Source organism: Vibrio pacinii DSM 19139 (genome assembly GCF_000711795.1).
GTDB classification, from domain to species: domain Bacteria; phylum Pseudomonadota; class Gammaproteobacteria; order Enterobacterales; family Vibrionaceae; genus Vibrio; species Vibrio pacinii.
The window spans coordinates 205,271-221,057 of the sequence record NZ_JONH01000011.1; the positions used below are offsets into that span (position 1 = coordinate 205,271).

The 15,787-nt window shown below is 45.1% G+C and carries 18 protein-coding genes; 4 read left to right on the plus strand and 14 right to left on the minus strand.

All coding sequences use genetic code 11. The features are described 5' to 3' along the window. Positions 1-3 precede the first annotated feature (3 nt). Positions 4-621 (plus strand): high frequency lysogenization protein HflD, encoded by a 618-nt coding sequence (hflD, locus tag BS19_RS08050; protein ID WP_038174513.1) that lies wholly within the window; start codon positions 4-6, stop codon positions 619-621. Positions 622-772: 151 nt separating this feature from the next. Next, positions 773-2,143 carry an adenylosuccinate lyase gene (gene purB / locus BS19_RS08055; RefSeq protein ID WP_038174515.1) on the plus strand — a complete coding sequence of 457 codons (1,371 nt, stop codon included), beginning with the start codon at positions 773-775 and terminating at the stop codon, positions 2,141-2,143. Between the two features lie 87 nt (positions 2,144-2,230). Here purB and BS19_RS08060 read toward each other — a convergent pair whose 3' ends face one another. The 9 genes from BS19_RS08060 to htpX form a co-directional block, all read right to left on the minus strand. Then, positions 2,231-2,764, minus strand: coding sequence for a DUF3833 domain-containing protein (locus BS19_RS08060; RefSeq protein WP_051686510.1), 534 nt, complete (start codon positions 2,762-2,764; stop codon positions 2,231-2,233). Next, positions 2,761-3,306: a chalcone isomerase family protein gene (locus tag BS19_RS08065; protein WP_038174516.1), complete on the minus strand. Its 546-nt coding sequence runs from the start codon at positions 3,304-3,306 to the stop codon at positions 2,761-2,763. The genes BS19_RS08060 and BS19_RS08065 overlap by 4 nt, the downstream gene beginning before the upstream one ends. After that, positions 3,260-3,787 (minus strand): DUF2878 domain-containing protein, encoded by a 528-nt coding sequence (locus BS19_RS08070; RefSeq protein ID WP_038174517.1) that lies wholly within the window; start codon positions 3,785-3,787, stop codon positions 3,260-3,262. Before BS19_RS08070 ends, BS19_RS08065 begins: the two co-directional genes overlap by 47 nt. Positions 3,788-3,800: 13 nt before the next feature. Further along, positions 3,801-5,048, minus strand: a complete 1,248-nt coding sequence (locus BS19_RS08075) for an SAM-dependent methyltransferase (protein WP_038174519.1) — start codon at positions 5,046-5,048, stop codon at positions 3,801-3,803. A gap of 15 nt (positions 5,049-5,063) precedes the next feature. Then, on the minus strand, positions 5,064-5,840 hold the full coding sequence (locus BS19_RS08080) for a DUF1365 domain-containing protein (RefSeq protein ID WP_038174520.1): 777 nt from the start codon (positions 5,838-5,840) through the stop codon (positions 5,064-5,066). A 1-nt stretch (position 5,841) separates the two neighbouring features. After that, positions 5,842-7,122 (minus strand): NAD(P)/FAD-dependent oxidoreductase, encoded by a 1,281-nt coding sequence (locus tag BS19_RS08085; protein ID WP_038174521.1) that lies wholly within the window; start codon positions 7,120-7,122, stop codon positions 5,842-5,844. A gap of 10 nt (positions 7,123-7,132) precedes the next feature. Beyond that, positions 7,133-7,861 carry an SDR family oxidoreductase gene (locus tag BS19_RS08090; protein WP_038174522.1) on the minus strand — a complete coding sequence of 243 codons (729 nt, stop codon included), beginning with the start codon at positions 7,859-7,861 and terminating at the stop codon, positions 7,133-7,135. Then, entirely contained in the window at positions 7,858-8,277 is a 420-nt protein-coding gene (locus BS19_RS08095; protein WP_038174523.1) for a nuclear transport factor 2 family protein, read from the minus strand. Before BS19_RS08095 ends, BS19_RS08090 begins: the two co-directional genes overlap by 4 nt. A 187-nt stretch (positions 8,278-8,464) precedes the next feature. After that, the gene (gene htpX, locus BS19_RS08100; RefSeq protein WP_038174524.1) at positions 8,465-9,328 is read right to left on the minus strand and encodes a protease HtpX; all 864 of its coding nucleotides are present in this window, start codon (positions 9,326-9,328) and stop codon (positions 8,465-8,467) included. Positions 9,329-9,625: 297 nt separating this feature from the next. Here htpX and BS19_RS20175 point away from each other — a divergent pair, with 297 nt between their 5' ends. Further along, positions 9,626-9,793: a hypothetical protein gene (locus BS19_RS20175; protein ID WP_157631152.1), complete on the plus strand. Its 168-nt coding sequence runs from the start codon at positions 9,626-9,628 to the stop codon at positions 9,791-9,793. 68 nt (positions 9,794-9,861) lie between these two features. On the opposite strand, the gene bioD is transcribed toward BS19_RS20175, so the two are convergent. The 4 genes from bioD to bioB are packed head-to-tail and all read right to left on the minus strand — an operon-like array spanning position 9,862 to position 13,526. Continuing rightward, complete coding sequence (gene bioD / locus BS19_RS08105) at positions 9,862-10,542, minus strand: dethiobiotin synthase (RefSeq protein ID WP_038174527.1); 681 nt, start codon at positions 10,540-10,542, stop codon at positions 9,862-9,864. Continuing rightward, positions 10,539-11,342 (minus strand): malonyl-ACP O-methyltransferase BioC, encoded by an 804-nt coding sequence (gene bioC, locus BS19_RS08110; RefSeq protein ID WP_038174528.1) that lies wholly within the window; start codon positions 11,340-11,342, stop codon positions 10,539-10,541. Before bioC ends, bioD begins: the two co-directional genes overlap by 4 nt. After that, positions 11,342-12,487: an 8-amino-7-oxononanoate synthase gene (gene bioF, locus BS19_RS08115; RefSeq protein WP_038174529.1), complete on the minus strand. Its 1,146-nt coding sequence runs from the start codon at positions 12,485-12,487 to the stop codon at positions 11,342-11,344. Before bioF ends, bioC begins: the two co-directional genes overlap by 1 nt. Then, entirely contained in the window at positions 12,474-13,526 is a 1,053-nt protein-coding gene (gene bioB, locus BS19_RS08120; protein WP_038174531.1) for a biotin synthase BioB, read from the minus strand. The genes bioF and bioB overlap by 14 nt, the downstream gene beginning before the upstream one ends. Before the next feature lie 131 nt (positions 13,527-13,657). Between bioB and bioA the strand changes: the two genes are divergently transcribed. After that, positions 13,658-14,935: an adenosylmethionine--8-amino-7-oxononanoate transaminase gene (bioA, locus tag BS19_RS08125; protein ID WP_038174533.1), complete on the plus strand. Its 1,278-nt coding sequence runs from the start codon at positions 13,658-13,660 to the stop codon at positions 14,933-14,935. 56 nt (positions 14,936-14,991) lie between these two features. Here bioA and BS19_RS08130 read toward each other — a convergent pair whose 3' ends face one another. Then, positions 14,992-15,681: a DUF2057 family protein gene (locus BS19_RS08130; protein WP_342665218.1), complete on the minus strand. Its 690-nt coding sequence runs from the start codon at positions 15,679-15,681 to the stop codon at positions 14,992-14,994. Positions 15,682-15,787: the final 106 nt, after the last annotated feature.

The window sequence follows — 15,787 nt, forward strand, 5'->3', positions numbered from 1 at the left end:
TACGTGGCTAACACACTTTATGACCGTACTATCGCCTTTGCTGGAATCTGCCAAGCGGTTGCCTTAGTGCAACAAGTCGCCAAAAACGGTCACTGTGACTCTGACGCGTTTGAAACTTCATTAAAAGCAATCTTAAACACCAACCCTCCTAATACCGTTGGTGTTTATGGCCGAGAATCAGATTTAAAACTCGGCTTAGAATGCTTAGTGAAAGGGATCGACAGCACCCCAAGTGGCAGTGAGATTACTCGCTATATCATTAGCTTACTGGCATTGGAGCGTAAGCTGCAAAGCCGTAATGACGCGATGTCGCAGCTTGGTGATCGTCTGCAAATGCTTGAACGCCAACTGGAACACTTTGAGTTGCTTGATGAGCAAATGATCAGCAACTTAGCCAGCGTTTATCTTGATGTGATAAGCCCAGTAGGCCCAAGAATTCAAGTCACTGGCACCCCTTCAGTGTTGCAACAAACCTCAAGCCAACACAAGGTTCGTGCTTTACTGCTTTCAGGCATTCGCAGTGCTGTGCTATGGCGACAGGTCGGTGGTAAACGTCGTCATCTCATCTTTGGTCGTAAAAAAATGGTAGAACAGGCACAGATCCTGTTAGCTCGCATGTAAACTTTATAAAAAACAGCTCGTGATAACTCTCGAGCTGATTTTTTTTGCACAACATCAAACCCGCGCAAACGTTTGCGCAATATTCGTGACAATTGCCGTAGTTATTGGTATAAAGCTCACGAAATTTAGAAACCCAATTCAGGAGAACATCATGGAACTGTCAGCATTGACTGCTGTTTCACCAGTAGACGGCCGTTACGGAAGCAAGACAATTGCGTTACGCGAGATTTTCAGTGAGTACGGTCTATTAAAGTACCGTACTATCGTTGAAGTTCGTTGGTTACAAAAGCTTGCTGCTACTGCTGAAATCGCTGAAGTGCCCGCATTCAGCGCACAAGCAAGCCAATTCCTAGACGACCTAGCTGCCAACTTTTCTGAGGAAGACGCGCGTCGTATCAAAGAGATCGAGCGCACCACCAACCACGATGTAAAAGCGGTTGAGTATTTCTTAAAAGAAAAAGTGGCTGATGTTCCTGAGCTGCATGCCGTCAATGAGTTCTTCCACTTTGCATGTACTTCTGAAGATATTAACAATACCTCGCACGCTCTGATGCTAAAAGAAGCGCGTGAGACAGTAATTCTTCCAGAAATTCGTACTCTCATTGATGCGATTAAAGCTCTTGCTGTTGAGTACCGTGACATCCCACTGCTCTCGCGCACTCATGGTCAGCCAGCTTCTCCATCAACGATGGGTAAAGAGATGGCTAACGTGGCGTACCGTATGGAGCGTCAATATAAGCAGATCGAAAATGTTGAGATTCTAGCTAAAATCAATGGCGCTGTGGGTAACTACAATGCTCACCTTTCTGCCTACCCTGAGCTAGACTGGCACCAGTTCAGTGAAGAGTTTATTACTCAATCTCTTGGCGTTAATTGGAACCCTTACACCACTCAAATCGAACCTCACGATTACATCGCAGAGCTGTTCGATGCTGTTGCACGTTTCAACACCATCTTGATTGACTTCGACCGTGACGTTTGGGGTTACATTGCTTTAGGTCACTTCAAACAAAAGACTATTGCTGGTGAAATTGGCTCATCAACCATGCCACACAAAGTCAACCCTATCGACTTTGAAAACTCTGAAGGTAACTTAGGTCTTGCCAACGCTGTCTTTGGCCACCTTGCGCAAAAGCTACCAATTTCTCGCTGGCAACGTGACCTTACGGACTCAACGGTTCTTCGTAACCTAGGTGTGGGTGTTGGCTACGCGGTGATCGCTTACACTTCAACCTTAAAAGGGATCAGCAAGCTTGAAGTTAACCGTGAAGCACTTCTTGCCGAGCTAGACAAAAACTGGGAAGTACTTGCTGAACCAGTACAAACGGTTATGCGTCGCTATGGTATTGAAAAGCCATACGAGAAACTCAAAGAGCTAACTCGTGGTAAGCGTGTCGATGGGGAAGCTATGCGTGTCTTCATTGATGGTCTTGAGCTCCCTGAGCATGAGAAAGCTCGTCTAAAAGAGATGACGCCAGCAAACTACATTGGCCAAGCCATCGAGCTGACCGATAAGCTGTAATAAAGCTTAAAAGCTAGCATAAGGTTGACGTCAAAGCGTCAACCTTTTTTTTGCGCCTTGCCATCATCATGACAAAGCTCAATCACCTTATTGCTTTTGAAAAAACAGCGTAATGCGTCCAACTTCTAACCCAAACTTCTTAATTTTGGTTAAATTAAAAATATGCTGTTCGTCTTGACGATAGAGCCAGTCATCAAAGGTTACCACCACCGATGAGTCTTCCATCTTGAGCTCAAAATCGTACTGCCATTGCAACGCGTTACCGACTTCTCGCCCCTTGGCAACACCAATGATGTCATCAGCCTGACCTTGATATTGACCATCACCCAATCGCTCAATTGTCCAAATTCGTTGGCTTTTTTCTCCATCATCAAAGATAAAATCCTCGACGAGAGTGAGTGTATTTCCCTCAATCGTGCCAACAATGTCAACTTCAAAACGACGGGTCTGCTGATGAGTGTAGTCTTGCACCATGCCCCAAGCGGTCGACGTTCCTTGAAAATACTCAAATAAGTCAAAACGAGGCTGGGCTTGATGATAATCATCAATATCCGCCGAACAGCCTAGTAAGCCAATCATCATAGCGACTGAAGCGAGTAAGTATGACATCCACTTTTTCATTGATTGTTTCCTATTAAGCTTGCTCGTAAACTCGGGTACTGCGTTTGTGGGGAAAGCCATATAGCCACGAACGCATCGTTAAAAGATTCATCGGCGATCTGGCCAATGAGCTGCGAACTTGATTGTGGACCGGCATAATAGAACTGCCCCTGCTGACCATCCGTCACATAAGTCAGATTAGTGCCTTGGGTTATGTTGGGGAAAATTGTCGTCAACTCATCGATCCATTGTTTGGTTTGCAGCGGATCAAAGCCTAACTTTTGCCACTGCTCTCGGGTTGCTTCCAATAGTTGTTTTTGACTAATGTCGCGTTGATAAGTAATCGATAAAGCAAGAGGATGCGGCGTGACATCTTGACTGAGTTGATATTGACCGTTAGGGGTTAAAAGCTGTGACTGGTAAATATCAAAGAACAGCATTGATAACTGCGCCTGACCAACTTCAGGCCATGCTCGCCAGTCACTTTTAGACGATAAAACGGTAGAAGCGAGTGCACTATTCATCCACACCAAATACGTCGCTATTAGTATCGCGATTCTCATGACCCAACACCTTCATAATCACATAGACCACTGCGAACCATTGCAAAAACAGGATCGCAAGCATATAAGGTAAAGGCAGACCAAAAGTCACAGCGCCAAGATTCGCCCCTGCAACATAGCTCAATGCTCCGCCAACACCTCCAACTAGTGATACGAGATAAAGTGGATAACGGGTCAAAACAGAGTGTAAATAAAACGCATACCAAGCAAAGATGCCCCACAATCCAACTAACCAGAGAGGAAAACTTGTTGCACCAAACTCAAATAGCCCTACTGACAAATTAAGGTAATCGAGGGTGATACCAAGTAACACCAAAAAGGCCGGTTTGAGCAGGCGCAAACCGGCGTACAGATAGCTGATAACAATAGTTAGAGTTACTAGACTCAAGGTTAGCCACTGCCAATTGTCATTACCAACAACGGCCAATAACCAGATGATTTGAAACCAAGTTGATACCAATAACAGTCGCTTAATAGACACTGGGGTCTCTACCTTATGGTCGTTCAAAAGTCATGTGAACGGTACTGATTGAACGCGCTTTAAAACCGCCTTCACAGTAACAAAAGTAATAGTTCCACATTCTGACAAAACGTTGATCAAAACCTAATTGCGCCACCCTCTCGTGCTGTTGATTAAACCGGATATACCACTGTTTTAACGTTTGGGCATAATCTTGGCCTATATCGAATAGATCACGCATCACTAAGTCACTATGCTTAGTCGTAGCTTGGGTCACAGCAGTAATTGAGGGCAAAAAACCACCAGGAAAAATGTACTTTTGAATAAAATCGACATTGTTACTGTAGTAATCGTAACGCTGATCAGCGATGGTAATGGCCTGAATCGCCATCAAACCACCACTTTTAAGTAATGACTGGCACTTCTGAATATAAGACGTTAAGTACTGCTTACCCACGGCTTCTATCATCTCTATTGAAACCAGTTTATCAAAACGGCCTTCTAACAGACGATAGTCTTGCTTGAGTAAGGTAATTTGCTCGCTTAAACCTTTGCGCTCAATTTGCGCTTTGGCATATTGATATTGCTGCTCTGATATTGTGGTTGTCGTGACCTGACAGCCATAGTTCTCGGCCATATAAATCGCCATGGCTCCCCAGCCAGTGCCTATTTCGATCACGTGATCATCTTTTGTCAGTTTTAACTGTTGGCAAAGTCGCTCCATTTTGTTGACTTGGGCTTGCTCTAACGAATCATTTGGATTGGTAAACACTGCCGATGAGTACAACATTTTTTCATCGAGGAACGTTTGGTAGAGTTCATTGCTTAGATCATAATGCGCTTCGATGTTTTTCGCCGAGTTAACAAGTGTATTACGGTTGAGCCAATGGGTAACTTGATACATCAGCTTCGACAGCAAGCTTGAACGGCTCTCAATCGAATCTAAAGCTGAGAGGTTAAGCGCCATTAGCTCCATAAGCTTGGTTAAATCTGGGCTTTCCCACCACCCATCCATATACGCTTCACCGGCAGCGATACTACCGCCTTTGAGCAAACGAGCGTAAAAAGCGGGGTTCTTAACTTCAATGATCGCGCTTGGCTGACCATCTTGAGGCTTACCGAAGTTTTCTCTTACTCCCTGACTGGCATCATCGACGAAATTCTCGATAACCGTTAGAGAGCCAACTTGCAATTTGCCAAGGCATGAGAATACGATATTCCTAGCGGTCTTTTGTACTGATGTCAGTTGACGGGGAAACGGTAAGGTTTGCGAGTTTATCATCTCCAAAGCTCCTTGTTATTGTTCTGCTTCGTGCTTTTCTGAGCCTTTACTCGTACCTGGTTGGTATTTAGGGTGCGAGTAAAATGGGGCTTTCTTAATCCAAAGTTTTAGCGCATGCCAGTAGATGCCGATGGTTACTTTTACTGCCATAATGGGTGTTGCGATCAACTGCTTTAGTAATACTTTCGAGTTAAAGGGGTGTTTACTCATTTTAAGCGTAGCATCAAACTCTTTAATGTCTCGATGACATTCTAAATGTATCGATAATCGCTGTTTGAGCGGCTTTATTTTCCACTGATATTGTTGGTCAATTGGATTGAACGGCGAAACATGGAAGGCCTTTTGATGGTGCCATGTCGACTCATCATTGGCATTGAGTAAATAGTAATGACGTTGGTTCCATGGCGTATTACTAACTTCAGCCAGTAAATAGCGCCACTGATTGTTGTCGTCGTACACATAATAGAAATTAACGGGACTGAAATAGATACCGAAATAACGCAGATGAATAACCGCTTCAACCCGCCCGGTTAATCGCTCTCCTGACAAATCAAAGACTTTTTCAAACACAGCGCTTTTTAAGCTGCCGTCACCGAGGTAGTCGCTACGCTTGAATCGAGCCCAATGCCACCAGCGACGGCCAAACCCCCACACTTGCTGTTCGAGCAATTCGATTTCATCGAGATCCAAACATGGCATAAACAACCCATACTCTAATGCGTGCTCAACAGGCGTAAAACGTCTGTGGCGCACGTTACCGACCAATAATCGACTATGGGATTGCTGTGACATGTTAAGCCGCTCCCTGCGTGTTAAGCTCACTTTGCACCAGCTCAATACCGCGCACGACATCTAATGCACTGCGTACACCGTCTTCATGAAAACCGTTATACCAGTAGGCGCCGCAGAACCAAGTTCGTGACATACCATTAATTTCATCGCGTCTTGCTTGCGCTTCAATTGACTCGCGATTAAACACAGGATGGTGGTAGACAAAGCTACGCAACACTTTGTCGGCATTAACCTGTTCACGACTGTTTAATGACACGCAGAAGGTTTGTGGTGCGTCGATGTGTTGCAATATATTCATATTATAGGTCAAGGTTGGCGCGCGCGATTGCTCGTCATCGCTTCCCTCAAGCCAATAGTTCCATGCCGCCCACGCCGCTTTACGTTTGGGTAGCAAGCTGTCGTCGGTGTGTAGGATGACCTCATTCGCCTGGTAAGCCAAATTGCCGAGGATTTGCTGCTCTATTGCCCCTGCATCGGTTAACAATTGTTTAGCTTGGTCGCTATGACAAGCAAAGATCACTTGATCAAAGCGTTCAGACTGACCATTAACATGCAGTGTCACCCCCGCAGCATCACGAACCACGGCTTCCACGGCGCTATTGAGGCGTATACGCTCAGAGAAACCTTGAGTTAACGGTTTAATATACTCTCTTGAACCGCCTTTAATCACATACCACTGTGGACGGTTGGTGACGTCAAGCAGCCCATGATTGAGAAAGAAGCGAGCAAAGAATGGCAGCGGGAAAGCACGCATGTCTGCCAAAGTTGAAGACCAGATCGCCGCGCCCATTGGCAAAATGTAGTTATCGCAGAAAAAGTCACTAAAACGGTGTTCTTGCAAGAAGTCGCCGAGCGTTTTCTCGCTTTGCTGTTTCTGATTGGCGATCTCTTTAACCATACGGTTAAAGCGTAATATCTCGAAAATAAACGAGTAAAACTTGGGATTTATCCAGTTACGTTTCTGCGCAAACAATGTACTGATCGTATGTCCATTGTACTCAAGGCCGTTAGCATCATTACGAACGCTAAAACTCATCTGACTCGGGATGCCTTCTACCCCAATTTCCTTCATCAAGGCAATAAAATTAGGATAGGTTCTGTCATTGTAGACAATGAAGCCCGTATCAACGGCGTATTGGGTGCCATCAAGGTCAATATCAACGGTGGCAGTATGTCCACCGATGTAGTTATTGGCTTCAAAAAGAGTAACATCGTGCTGCTTATGCAGATAATAGCCACACGTCAAGCCAGAAATTCCTGTTCCTATAATTGCTATTTTCATCGAGTAAATCCTAACCTTGAGCGAGTAATTTTGTCGTTAGTGCATTTTGCCAACGGTAAGGTAAAGCACCAATCAAACGCAGAATAAGTGTAAATCGTTTGGGGAAGTAGATATGCGATTTCCCTTTAGCTAACCCTGTGCGAATGGCTTGTGAGGCCTGTTCGGTGGTGATCAGCATCGGCATCTCAAACGTATTTTTTTCAGTTAGCGGTGTTTGAACAAAACCGGGAAAGATTATCGACACGTTAATACCACGCGGTTTCAAATCAACTTGCAACGCACGCGCTAAATAGCTGACCGCAGCTTTTGATGCACCATAAGCTTCAGCCCGCGGCAAGGCCACTTCACTGGCTATCGACCCCACAATGGCTAAGCGATGTCCTTTCTTAAACTGATCTTGGCACGCTGAGATGGCATTGGTTAAGCCGAGCACATTGATGTCCATGACACGTTTGAATAACGCAGCGTCAATTTGCCCATCATCGATATACTCGCAATCACCTGCATTGAATATCCATAAATCTGGTACGTTTTCCAGTCCGCTCAGCGCCTGCTTTGACTGTTCTAAATCCGTCAAATCGAACGCTAACGCGCTTACACAGGCGAACTTTTGAGTGAGTTCATTGAGCACATCGGTGTTGCGACCACACGCAATAACGTGTGTGCCCTGTTTAGCGTAATCTTCGGCTAACTGCCGACCGATCCCGGATGTTGCCCCAGTGATAAGTACGCTATTCATTGCCCTAGCCTCTGTTTGATTGTCTTAATCACCGAACCGAGAACCGGTAAATGTTCATATAACATTTCGCCAAGGTCGAAATAGTCACGGTGGTAAATGACTCGGCCTTGATGAAACTTTAGATGACTGACGCCGTTGACTTTGATCACCGCCCCTTTCGACAGTTTTGGATGCTCCAACGCCATCTGCCAAGTAATAAAACCGTTGTCGCCACTTTGCTGATGCTCAATAACATCAAAGTCACAGCGCTTGACGTTGGTGTATAAAGCGTCGAAGTAACGTTCTAATGCATGCCAACCTTCCAAACGATGTGCTGCGTCTTCAAATACCACCTCTTGGTGATAAACGTCTGATAATAAATGCAGGTTCGATTTGTTAAGCTGCTGATAAACTTGACTCACCGTTTGAACATCCATTCACGCTCTCCTTACAAGGTTGTACAGACATTTTTTTTGTACAACCAATAAACCATAGATGACTTTTAAAAGTTGTACAAATATTTTTTTGTATAACTTTTGTGATTTTTGTACGTTGAGAACTTTAAAACAGATCAAAAAAGGCTTGGTTATAAACCAAGCCTTTTCAATATATTAGACGATAAGATTACGAATTGCGTAGTGCGTTAATACGTTTATCTAATGGTGGGTGACTCATCAGTAGTTCAGTCATTGAGCGCTTACCATTGATACCAAAGGCCATCATAGATCCCTCGAGTTGAGATTCATGACTCATTTTCAAACGCTCAAGTGCCGCAATCATCTTATGCTTACCAACCAGTTGTGCCGCGCCTGCATCGGCATGAAACTCACGATGGCGGCTGTACCACATCGTGATGAAACTTGCTAAGAAGCCAAAGACGAGTTCGAGCACCATACTGACGCCAAAGTAGACCATCATGTTGCTACCGCCTTCTTCTTCATTATCGTTCGAGGCCACAATATTGGCGATAAAACGAGATAAGAAGATGACAAAGGTATTTACTACCCCTTGCATCAGCGTCATGGTGACCATGTCACCATTGGCAATATGGCTCACTTCATGGGCTAATACCGCTTCTGCCTCGTCTCGGGTCATGTTATGCAGTAATCCCGTCGAGACAGCCACCAACGAGTCATCACGCTTGGCACCAGTGGCGAAAGCGTTGATATCCGCCGAGTCATAAATAGCAACCGTTGGCATGCCAATCCCGACTTGTTCTGACTGACGACGAACCGTATGCAATAGCCAATGTTCGGTTTCATTGCGTGGGCTCTCAATCACTCTTGCACCCACAGAGCGCAGCGCCATACCCTTAGACATCATTAACGAGATGAACGAGCCACCAAAACCAAACACGGCTGCCATCACAAGTAACCCAGACAAACTTCCCGGCTGCATACCTGTCATTGCGTATACAATATTTAGGACAACACTCAGTACCAGCACAACCGCTAGGTTTGTTGCCAAAAATAACATAACTCGCTTCATTTACTTTTTCTCCAAATACGCAAGTATTTAACTGCCCAAGCAAGATCGCTTAGGTTTGACGTTTATTTATAGATATAGTGTATTCCCTTTATTTACAAGGTTAAGCAGTAAATTGAAACATTTGTTTTCTAGTTAGTTCAATAAGATGTGTTTCTTTTACCTATAAGTACCATTGAGCTTCATTCGTGTTGGCTAAACTTAAACCACTTATCGTTAGACTTTGGTCGTATTGCCAGTCACACCAAAGCTGCTAAATTTGGGCTAGATGAGAAATTCCAAGGGATAAGGAACAAAATCATGGTTGAAACTAACGACTATCAAATGGCAATTGATCTGTTGCGCTGTCATCTCGGTATTTCTGAAGAAGAAGCGAAGCAACAACTTGGTATTTCTGCCGACAATACAACTCAACAGCGTATAGCAGAAACTCAACAAGCGTTGATGGGGTTGAGTCAAGAGCGATAGCCCACCTCAACACAAACAAAAAAGGGCTGCCAGATTTTGGCAGCCCTTTGCATGTGTAATAAACAGGATTATTTGATAAGTGGTGTCACATCAATGTATTTTGCCAAATCCTTGCGCTTAACACTCGGTACATAAGGAATCTCGCCAATTTTCGGCGCATCAATCTTATGTTCTAACATAGCGATGATTTCCGCGTAGTGCTCGGTGCCTGGATTGATTCGGTTTGCCACCCACCCAACCACAGACAACCCATCGGCTTTAATGGCATCTAACGTTAATAGCGCATGACTTAAACAGCCGAGCTTTATTCCCACCACTAACACTACTGGCAGTTGTTCTTGTTGCACCCAACTTGATAAACACTCGGTGTCAGAGACGGGTACACGCCATCCCCCGGCCCCCTCAACAAGCACAATGTCTGAATTACGCTTGTGCTGAGCCAACTTGTCACTCAGCCGCGTGTAATCAATGCTGATACCTTCACGCTTAGCAGCAATATGCGGCGAAGCTGGCAGCGCTAGTGCGTATGGGTTGACATCATCGTAGTCGACGTCAACGGTCGCCGCATTTTGCAAATAAAGCGCATCAGAGTTACGAAAGCCCAGCTCTGTTTCATCACTTCCTGCCGCAACAGGTTTATAGCCAATTGTGCGCAGTCCTTGCTGAGCTAAAGCATTAAGAATCGCCTTTGAAGCGACTGTTTTTCCAACATCGGTATCCGTACCCGCAATAAAAAATGCATCTATCATAGATGTATAACCCCTAAACAAACCTGATATGTTGCAGGTAGAAGACCTTGACGGTTTCGAAAAACTTGGTACTCACGTTCAACACCCAATAATGAACGTCGACTGGTTAGCCCTTGCGCACGACCATGAACATAGGTGGCACCAATGCCTTTTAGATCGCGCATCAATGCAAACGCTGAGTTGTACCAAACGGTAATAGCGGGTAAGTCTAGTTGATGGGTAGTACACCCAGATTGCGCTAACGCAACTTTTATCTGATTGATAGAGGCAAAGTCATTGACGTGTTGATGTGAATCAATTTTTCCCCAAGCCTGTTTGAGTTCACATAGTGAGCCCTCAAGCAAAGTAGAAATGTACGCTTGTCCCCCTGGTTTTGTCACCCTAGAAACTTCCCGCAATGGCAGCGACAGATCCTCACACCATTGCAGGGCAAGACTGGAAAAGACCAAATCAACACTATTATCAGTCAATGGCAGAGATTCCGCATCTGCTTGTAGATAGCTCACGCCATCATCACCACAACGCTGCTTTGCGCTCGCCAACATTTGCCCAGACAAATCACAACAGATAACTTTAGCGCCGCGTTTAAGCAGCTCTTGCGAAAAATATCCCGTTCCACAACCTAAATCGATGACCGTCTTATGACTCAAGTCGAGGGGTAAATACTCAAGTAGACGCTCGCCAACATCGCGTTGAAAAGCGGCGTGCTGGTCATACGTTTTTGCAGCGCGACTAAAGGCTTCTGCAATTGGGGTTTTATCGCTGTGCGGTGACAACTCTATTAATAGCGCCGTTTCCATTAGTCACTCTCCTTACCGATGCGCTTTAGCTGCTCAGTTAACAGCAAGATATCTTGTTGGTTATGCGCGGCGGTTATCGTCACCCTTAAGCGCGCACTACCCTTAACGACCGTGGGGGGGCGAATCGCACTTACCCAAAGCCCCTTTTGCTTAAGTTGCGCTGAACATTGAACCGCGCTATCGGCATCACCAATAATGAAAGGTTTGATCGCGGTTGGCGTATAACGATATCCGGCAACATTAGCGAGTTGCTGATCGTAATAATGCGACAGCTCTAGTAACTTTTCTCGCCGCCAATCTTGCTGTTGTATCATGAGAGCCGCGGTTTGCAGGGCATAAGCTTGAGCTGGTGGCATTGCTGTTGAATAGACATGATGACGTGCAAATTGGGCTAAATAGTCCCCCACAGACTTGCTACACATGATCGCAGCTCCAGACAGTCCAAAAGCTTTACCAAAAGTAACGACCAAGATATCGGGCTTTATTCCAGCTTGAGCGCAGCTACCAGCACCTTCTTTTCCCAACACACCAATGCCGTGTGCATCATCAACAGCTAGCCAAGAGTGTGGTTGAGTAGCAAGAGAAATGTCAGCTAAGGGAGAAAGGTCACCATCCATGCTAAACACCCCCTCAGTCACCACCAAGGAGTTAGGTTTCAGTAACTGTTTAAGGTGCTCAACATCATTATGACGAAAGCGCCGCATTGTCGCAGGCGACAACACCCCAGCTTCAAGCAAAGAGGCATGATTGAGCCTATCTTGCAGTAACAAGTCGTGTTTTTCTAACAGTGTGAATAGTAGTGCTTGATTGGCCGAAAACCCTGAGCAAAATAAAACCGCGCGCTCAAAACCCAACCACTGACACAGTGTTTCTTCTAGTGCTTGATGAGCGGAGCAAACCCCCGTCACCAATGGAGAAGCTCCGCTGCCATTACCATATTTATCGAGCCCTTGCTGCCAAGCTTGAGTTAACTGCTTATCGCTTGCCAAACCGAGATAATCGTTATTGGAAAAATTGAGATATTCTCTATTAGCTTGTGACAACTGCCGTGAGTTACCGCCCTCTACACAGCCGATCTTACGCTCTAGCCCTTGATGTTGCCTTTGAGATAATGCGCGCTCTATTCGTTGATTAAGCGCCGACATCGTAGAACAAATCATCCTTAGTTGGTCTTGCTGCGACACGTTCCACAACACGTTCAAGCAACTCGTTTTCTTCTATCTCATCGGGTTTTTGCGATACTGACTGACGATTAATTCCTAGCTTGTTAAATAGCTGCAAATCTTTGTCCTCAGAAGGATTAGGTGTGGTTAATAGCTTACAACCATAAAACACCGAATTGGCCCCTGCCATAAAACAGAGTGTTTGCATTTGCTCATTCATCTGTTCACGGCCAGCAGAAAGGCGCACTGCTGACTTGGGCATCATAATGCGGGCAATCGCAATCAAACGTATAAAATCGAATGGCTCAACATCCTCGACCTTTTCTAATGGTGTGCCTTTAACTTTGACTAACATGTTGATCGGCACACTTTCAGGGTGAGTTGGCAAGTTCGCAAGCTCTACCAATAGCCCAGCGCGATCGCTGCTGCTTTCACCCATACCAATTATTCCACCAGAGCAAACTTTCATACCGGCATCACGTACATGAGATAAGGTATCAAGCCTATCTTGGTAGGTTCGGGTGGTAATAATATTGCCGTAAAATTCAGGTGAGGTATCCAGGTTATGGTTGTAGTAATCTAACCCAGCTTGTGAGAGATCTTGCGCTTGCTGCGGCGTTAGCATACCGAGCGTCATACAGGTTTCGAGGCCCATCTGTTTGACCCCTTTGATCATTTCGGTCAGATGTGGCATGTCTCGCTGTTTAGGATTTTTCCACGCGGCGCCCATACAAAAACGCGTTGATCCTGCTTGCTTCGCTTTTTGTGCGGCATCCAGAACCCGCTCAACCTCCATCAGACGCTCTTTCTCAATATCTGTGGTATATCGTGCGCTTTGAGGACAATACTTGCAATCTTCCGGACACGCGCCGGTTTTTATCGACAATAAGGTGCTGACTTGTACGTGATTATGCTGCTGATAATGACGATGAACTTGCTGCGCTTCAAAAAGCAGATCCATAAAAGGCTTGTCCATAAGCGCTCGAACTTGCTCAACGGTCCAGTTGTGACGAACTTCCACTTGTCTTCCTTTGATTATTGTTAGTTTGACTGCTTGGCTAGTCTACCGCCGAGATGTAAACTGTCAACAAATCAAAAACACCAACATTGACAAGTGGTCATTAATTAACCACAAGTAATTTAGGATTTATCATGGATCTCGACTTCGATCGCCGTCATATCTGGCATCCTTATACTTCGACCTTAACACCTCTGACCTGCTATCCAATCACTTCAGCCCAAGGTGTTTTTCTTAAGTTAGAGGATGGCAGAGAACTGATAGACGGCATGTCGTCATGGTGGTCAGCAATTCATGGCTACAATCACCCACACTTAAACCAAGCCGCTCATCAACAAATAGACGCTATGTCTCACGTGATGTTCGGCGGTATTACTCACCAACCTGCGATTGATCTATGTAAAAAGCTGATTGGACTCACTCCAGGGAGCTTGCAACATGTATTCCTTGCAGATTCTGGATCCGTGGCGGTCGAGGTGAGCTTAAAAATGGCCCTGCAATACTGGCATGCCAAAGGCGAATCTCGACCAAAATTTCTAACTTTACGAGATGGCTATCACGGTGACACCTTTGCTGCCATGTCGGTCACCGATCCCGACAACTCAATGCATTCACTGTACAAAGGCTTCTTACCGGAACACATTTTCGCACGCTCTCCCCAAACGAGTTTCTGGCAAGAGTGGAGCGAGAAAGATATTGAGGACTTCGAGCATAAGATAGCAGAGCATCATCGCGACATTGCGGCTGTAATTCTAGAACCGATTGTTCAAGGAGCCGGAGGGATGAGGATCTACCACCCTCAATTTCTAAAACGTGTGCGTCAACTTTGCGATGAATTTAACGTATTGTTGATCCTTGACGAAATCGCAACAGGATTTGGCCGCACTGGTAAAATGTTTGCTTGTGAACATGCTCAGATAGAACCAGATATTTTGTGTGTGGGTAAAGCGCTGACGGGCGGCTACATGACCTTGTCGGCAACGTTAACCAGCAGTGAAGTGGCAAATACGGTCTGTGGTGGTGAAGCGGGCTGCTTTATGCACGGCCCAACATTTATGGGAAATCCACTGGCCTGCGCTGTTGCCGCCGCAAGTATGGCGTTACTAGAACAAGGTAAGTGGCAACAACAAACCAAACAAATCGAACAGCTATTTTCACAACAGCTTCCTAAACTCAAAAAATATCAATTGGTTAAAGATGTACGTTGGCTAGGTGCAATCGGCGTTGTAGAAACAACGACCCCAGTCAACATGGAAGCCATCCAAGCTCATTTTGTTGACCAAGGTGTTTGGATTCGACCGTTTGGTAAGCTGATTTATTTAATGCCGCCCTATATTAGCCAACCCGAGCATATTGAAAAACTGGTTAACGTAATAGAAAGTGCGCTAAATAAACCTAAATGCTTTCTCTAAATACAAAATCGGCTTCCGAAAAGAAGCCGATTTTTAAAATTCTTTAATACGCTCTATTACTCTTGGTCAATCATCCAACGACGGAACGCTTTGCGCTCATCTGTCGAAGATTTTAAATACCAAGCTTTGAGTTGCTCAACATTTGAAGATGACGAAGATACGTGGGACTCACCGACTTCTTTGTTCTCGGTCATTGTAGGCTTCACAGTTGAAGAGCTTACTGCCACCGCTGATGTTGTCGCGATTACTACCGCCTCTACTGGCTTATCAACTAATTGGCCGTTATCAAAGTAGATTCCATTGTGGTTATTATACTCTAACACCAACTCATCTAAATCCATGTATGGAAAAAGCCCTTGTTTGCCAGGTAACATTTGCTGAGAAAACTCTAACGCCTTACCATCTTGTTCTAGAATCCATTTCGGCTCAGATTCCGCAAACGCTTTCTTGGCTTCCGCAATACTTCTTGCGGTCGGGTGATTGATTTTAACGACATCACCAGTTACATCGAAGGATATGACATAAGGTTTAGAGGTAAACACTTTATTGCCGCTACCACGCCCTACTTCCTTGTCCATTCGAACAACAATCTGATTAAACCCATCATTTAACGGATTCGAACCAAGTTTGCTTTCAGCCTCTTGGCCATTTACAGCAAGTACTGATACACCCTTCATCGACGTCAACTCCGCCGCGGAAAGCGGCAATGATAGCAACACGAGCATTAAAGTTGATAGTTTGTTCACTTCATATTTCCTTTTTAACAACCTGGGAACGGATAATATCCAAAAAATGTATCTACGTTAATAACGCTAAAAATAAAAAGCCACCCATAAGGGTGGCTTTCTAATC

Excerpts from the sequence above, each read along its gene's own strand:
- BS19_RS08090 (WP_038174522.1), bottom strand. The coding sequence starts at position 7,861 with ATGAATAGCGTACTTATCACTGGGGCAACATCCGGGATCGGTCGGCAG.
- BS19_RS08060 (WP_051686510.1), bottom strand. The coding sequence starts at position 2,764 with ATGAAAAAGTGGATGTCATACTTACTCGCTTCAGTCGCTATGATGATT.
- BS19_RS08085 (WP_038174521.1), bottom strand. The coding sequence starts at position 7,122 with ATGAAAATAGCAATTATAGGAACAGGAATTTCTGGCTTGACGTGTGGC.
- BS19_RS08065 (WP_038174516.1), bottom strand. The coding sequence starts at position 3,306 with ATGAGAATCGCGATACTAATAGCGACGTATTTGGTGTGGATGAATAGT.
- purB (WP_038174515.1), top strand. The coding sequence starts at position 773 with ATGGAACTGTCAGCATTGACTGCTGTTTCACCAGTAGACGGCCGTTAC.
- BS19_RS08095 (WP_038174523.1), bottom strand. The coding sequence starts at position 8,277 with ATGGATGTTCAAACGGTGAGTCAAGTTTATCAGCAGCTTAACAAATCG.
- BS19_RS20175 (WP_157631152.1), top strand. The coding sequence starts at position 9,626 with ATGGTTGAAACTAACGACTATCAAATGGCAATTGATCTGTTGCGCTGT.
- bioD (WP_038174527.1), bottom strand. The coding sequence starts at position 10,542 with ATGATAGATGCATTTTTTATTGCGGGTACGGATACCGATGTTGGAAAA.
- htpX (WP_038174524.1), bottom strand. The coding sequence starts at position 9,328 with ATGAAGCGAGTTATGTTATTTTTGGCAACAAACCTAGCGGTTGTGCTG.
- BS19_RS08080 (WP_038174520.1), bottom strand. The coding sequence starts at position 5,840 with ATGTCACAGCAATCCCATAGTCGATTATTGGTCGGTAACGTGCGCCAC.
- bioA (WP_038174533.1), top strand. The coding sequence starts at position 13,658 with ATGGATCTCGACTTCGATCGCCGTCATATCTGGCATCCTTATACTTCG.
- bioC (WP_038174528.1), bottom strand. The coding sequence starts at position 11,342 with ATGGAAACGGCGCTATTAATAGAGTTGTCACCGCACAGCGATAAAACC.
- bioF (WP_038174529.1), bottom strand. The coding sequence starts at position 12,487 with ATGTCGGCGCTTAATCAACGAATAGAGCGCGCATTATCTCAAAGGCAA.
- BS19_RS08075 (WP_038174519.1), bottom strand. The coding sequence starts at position 5,048 with ATGATAAACTCGCAAACCTTACCGTTTCCCCGTCAACTGACATCAGTA.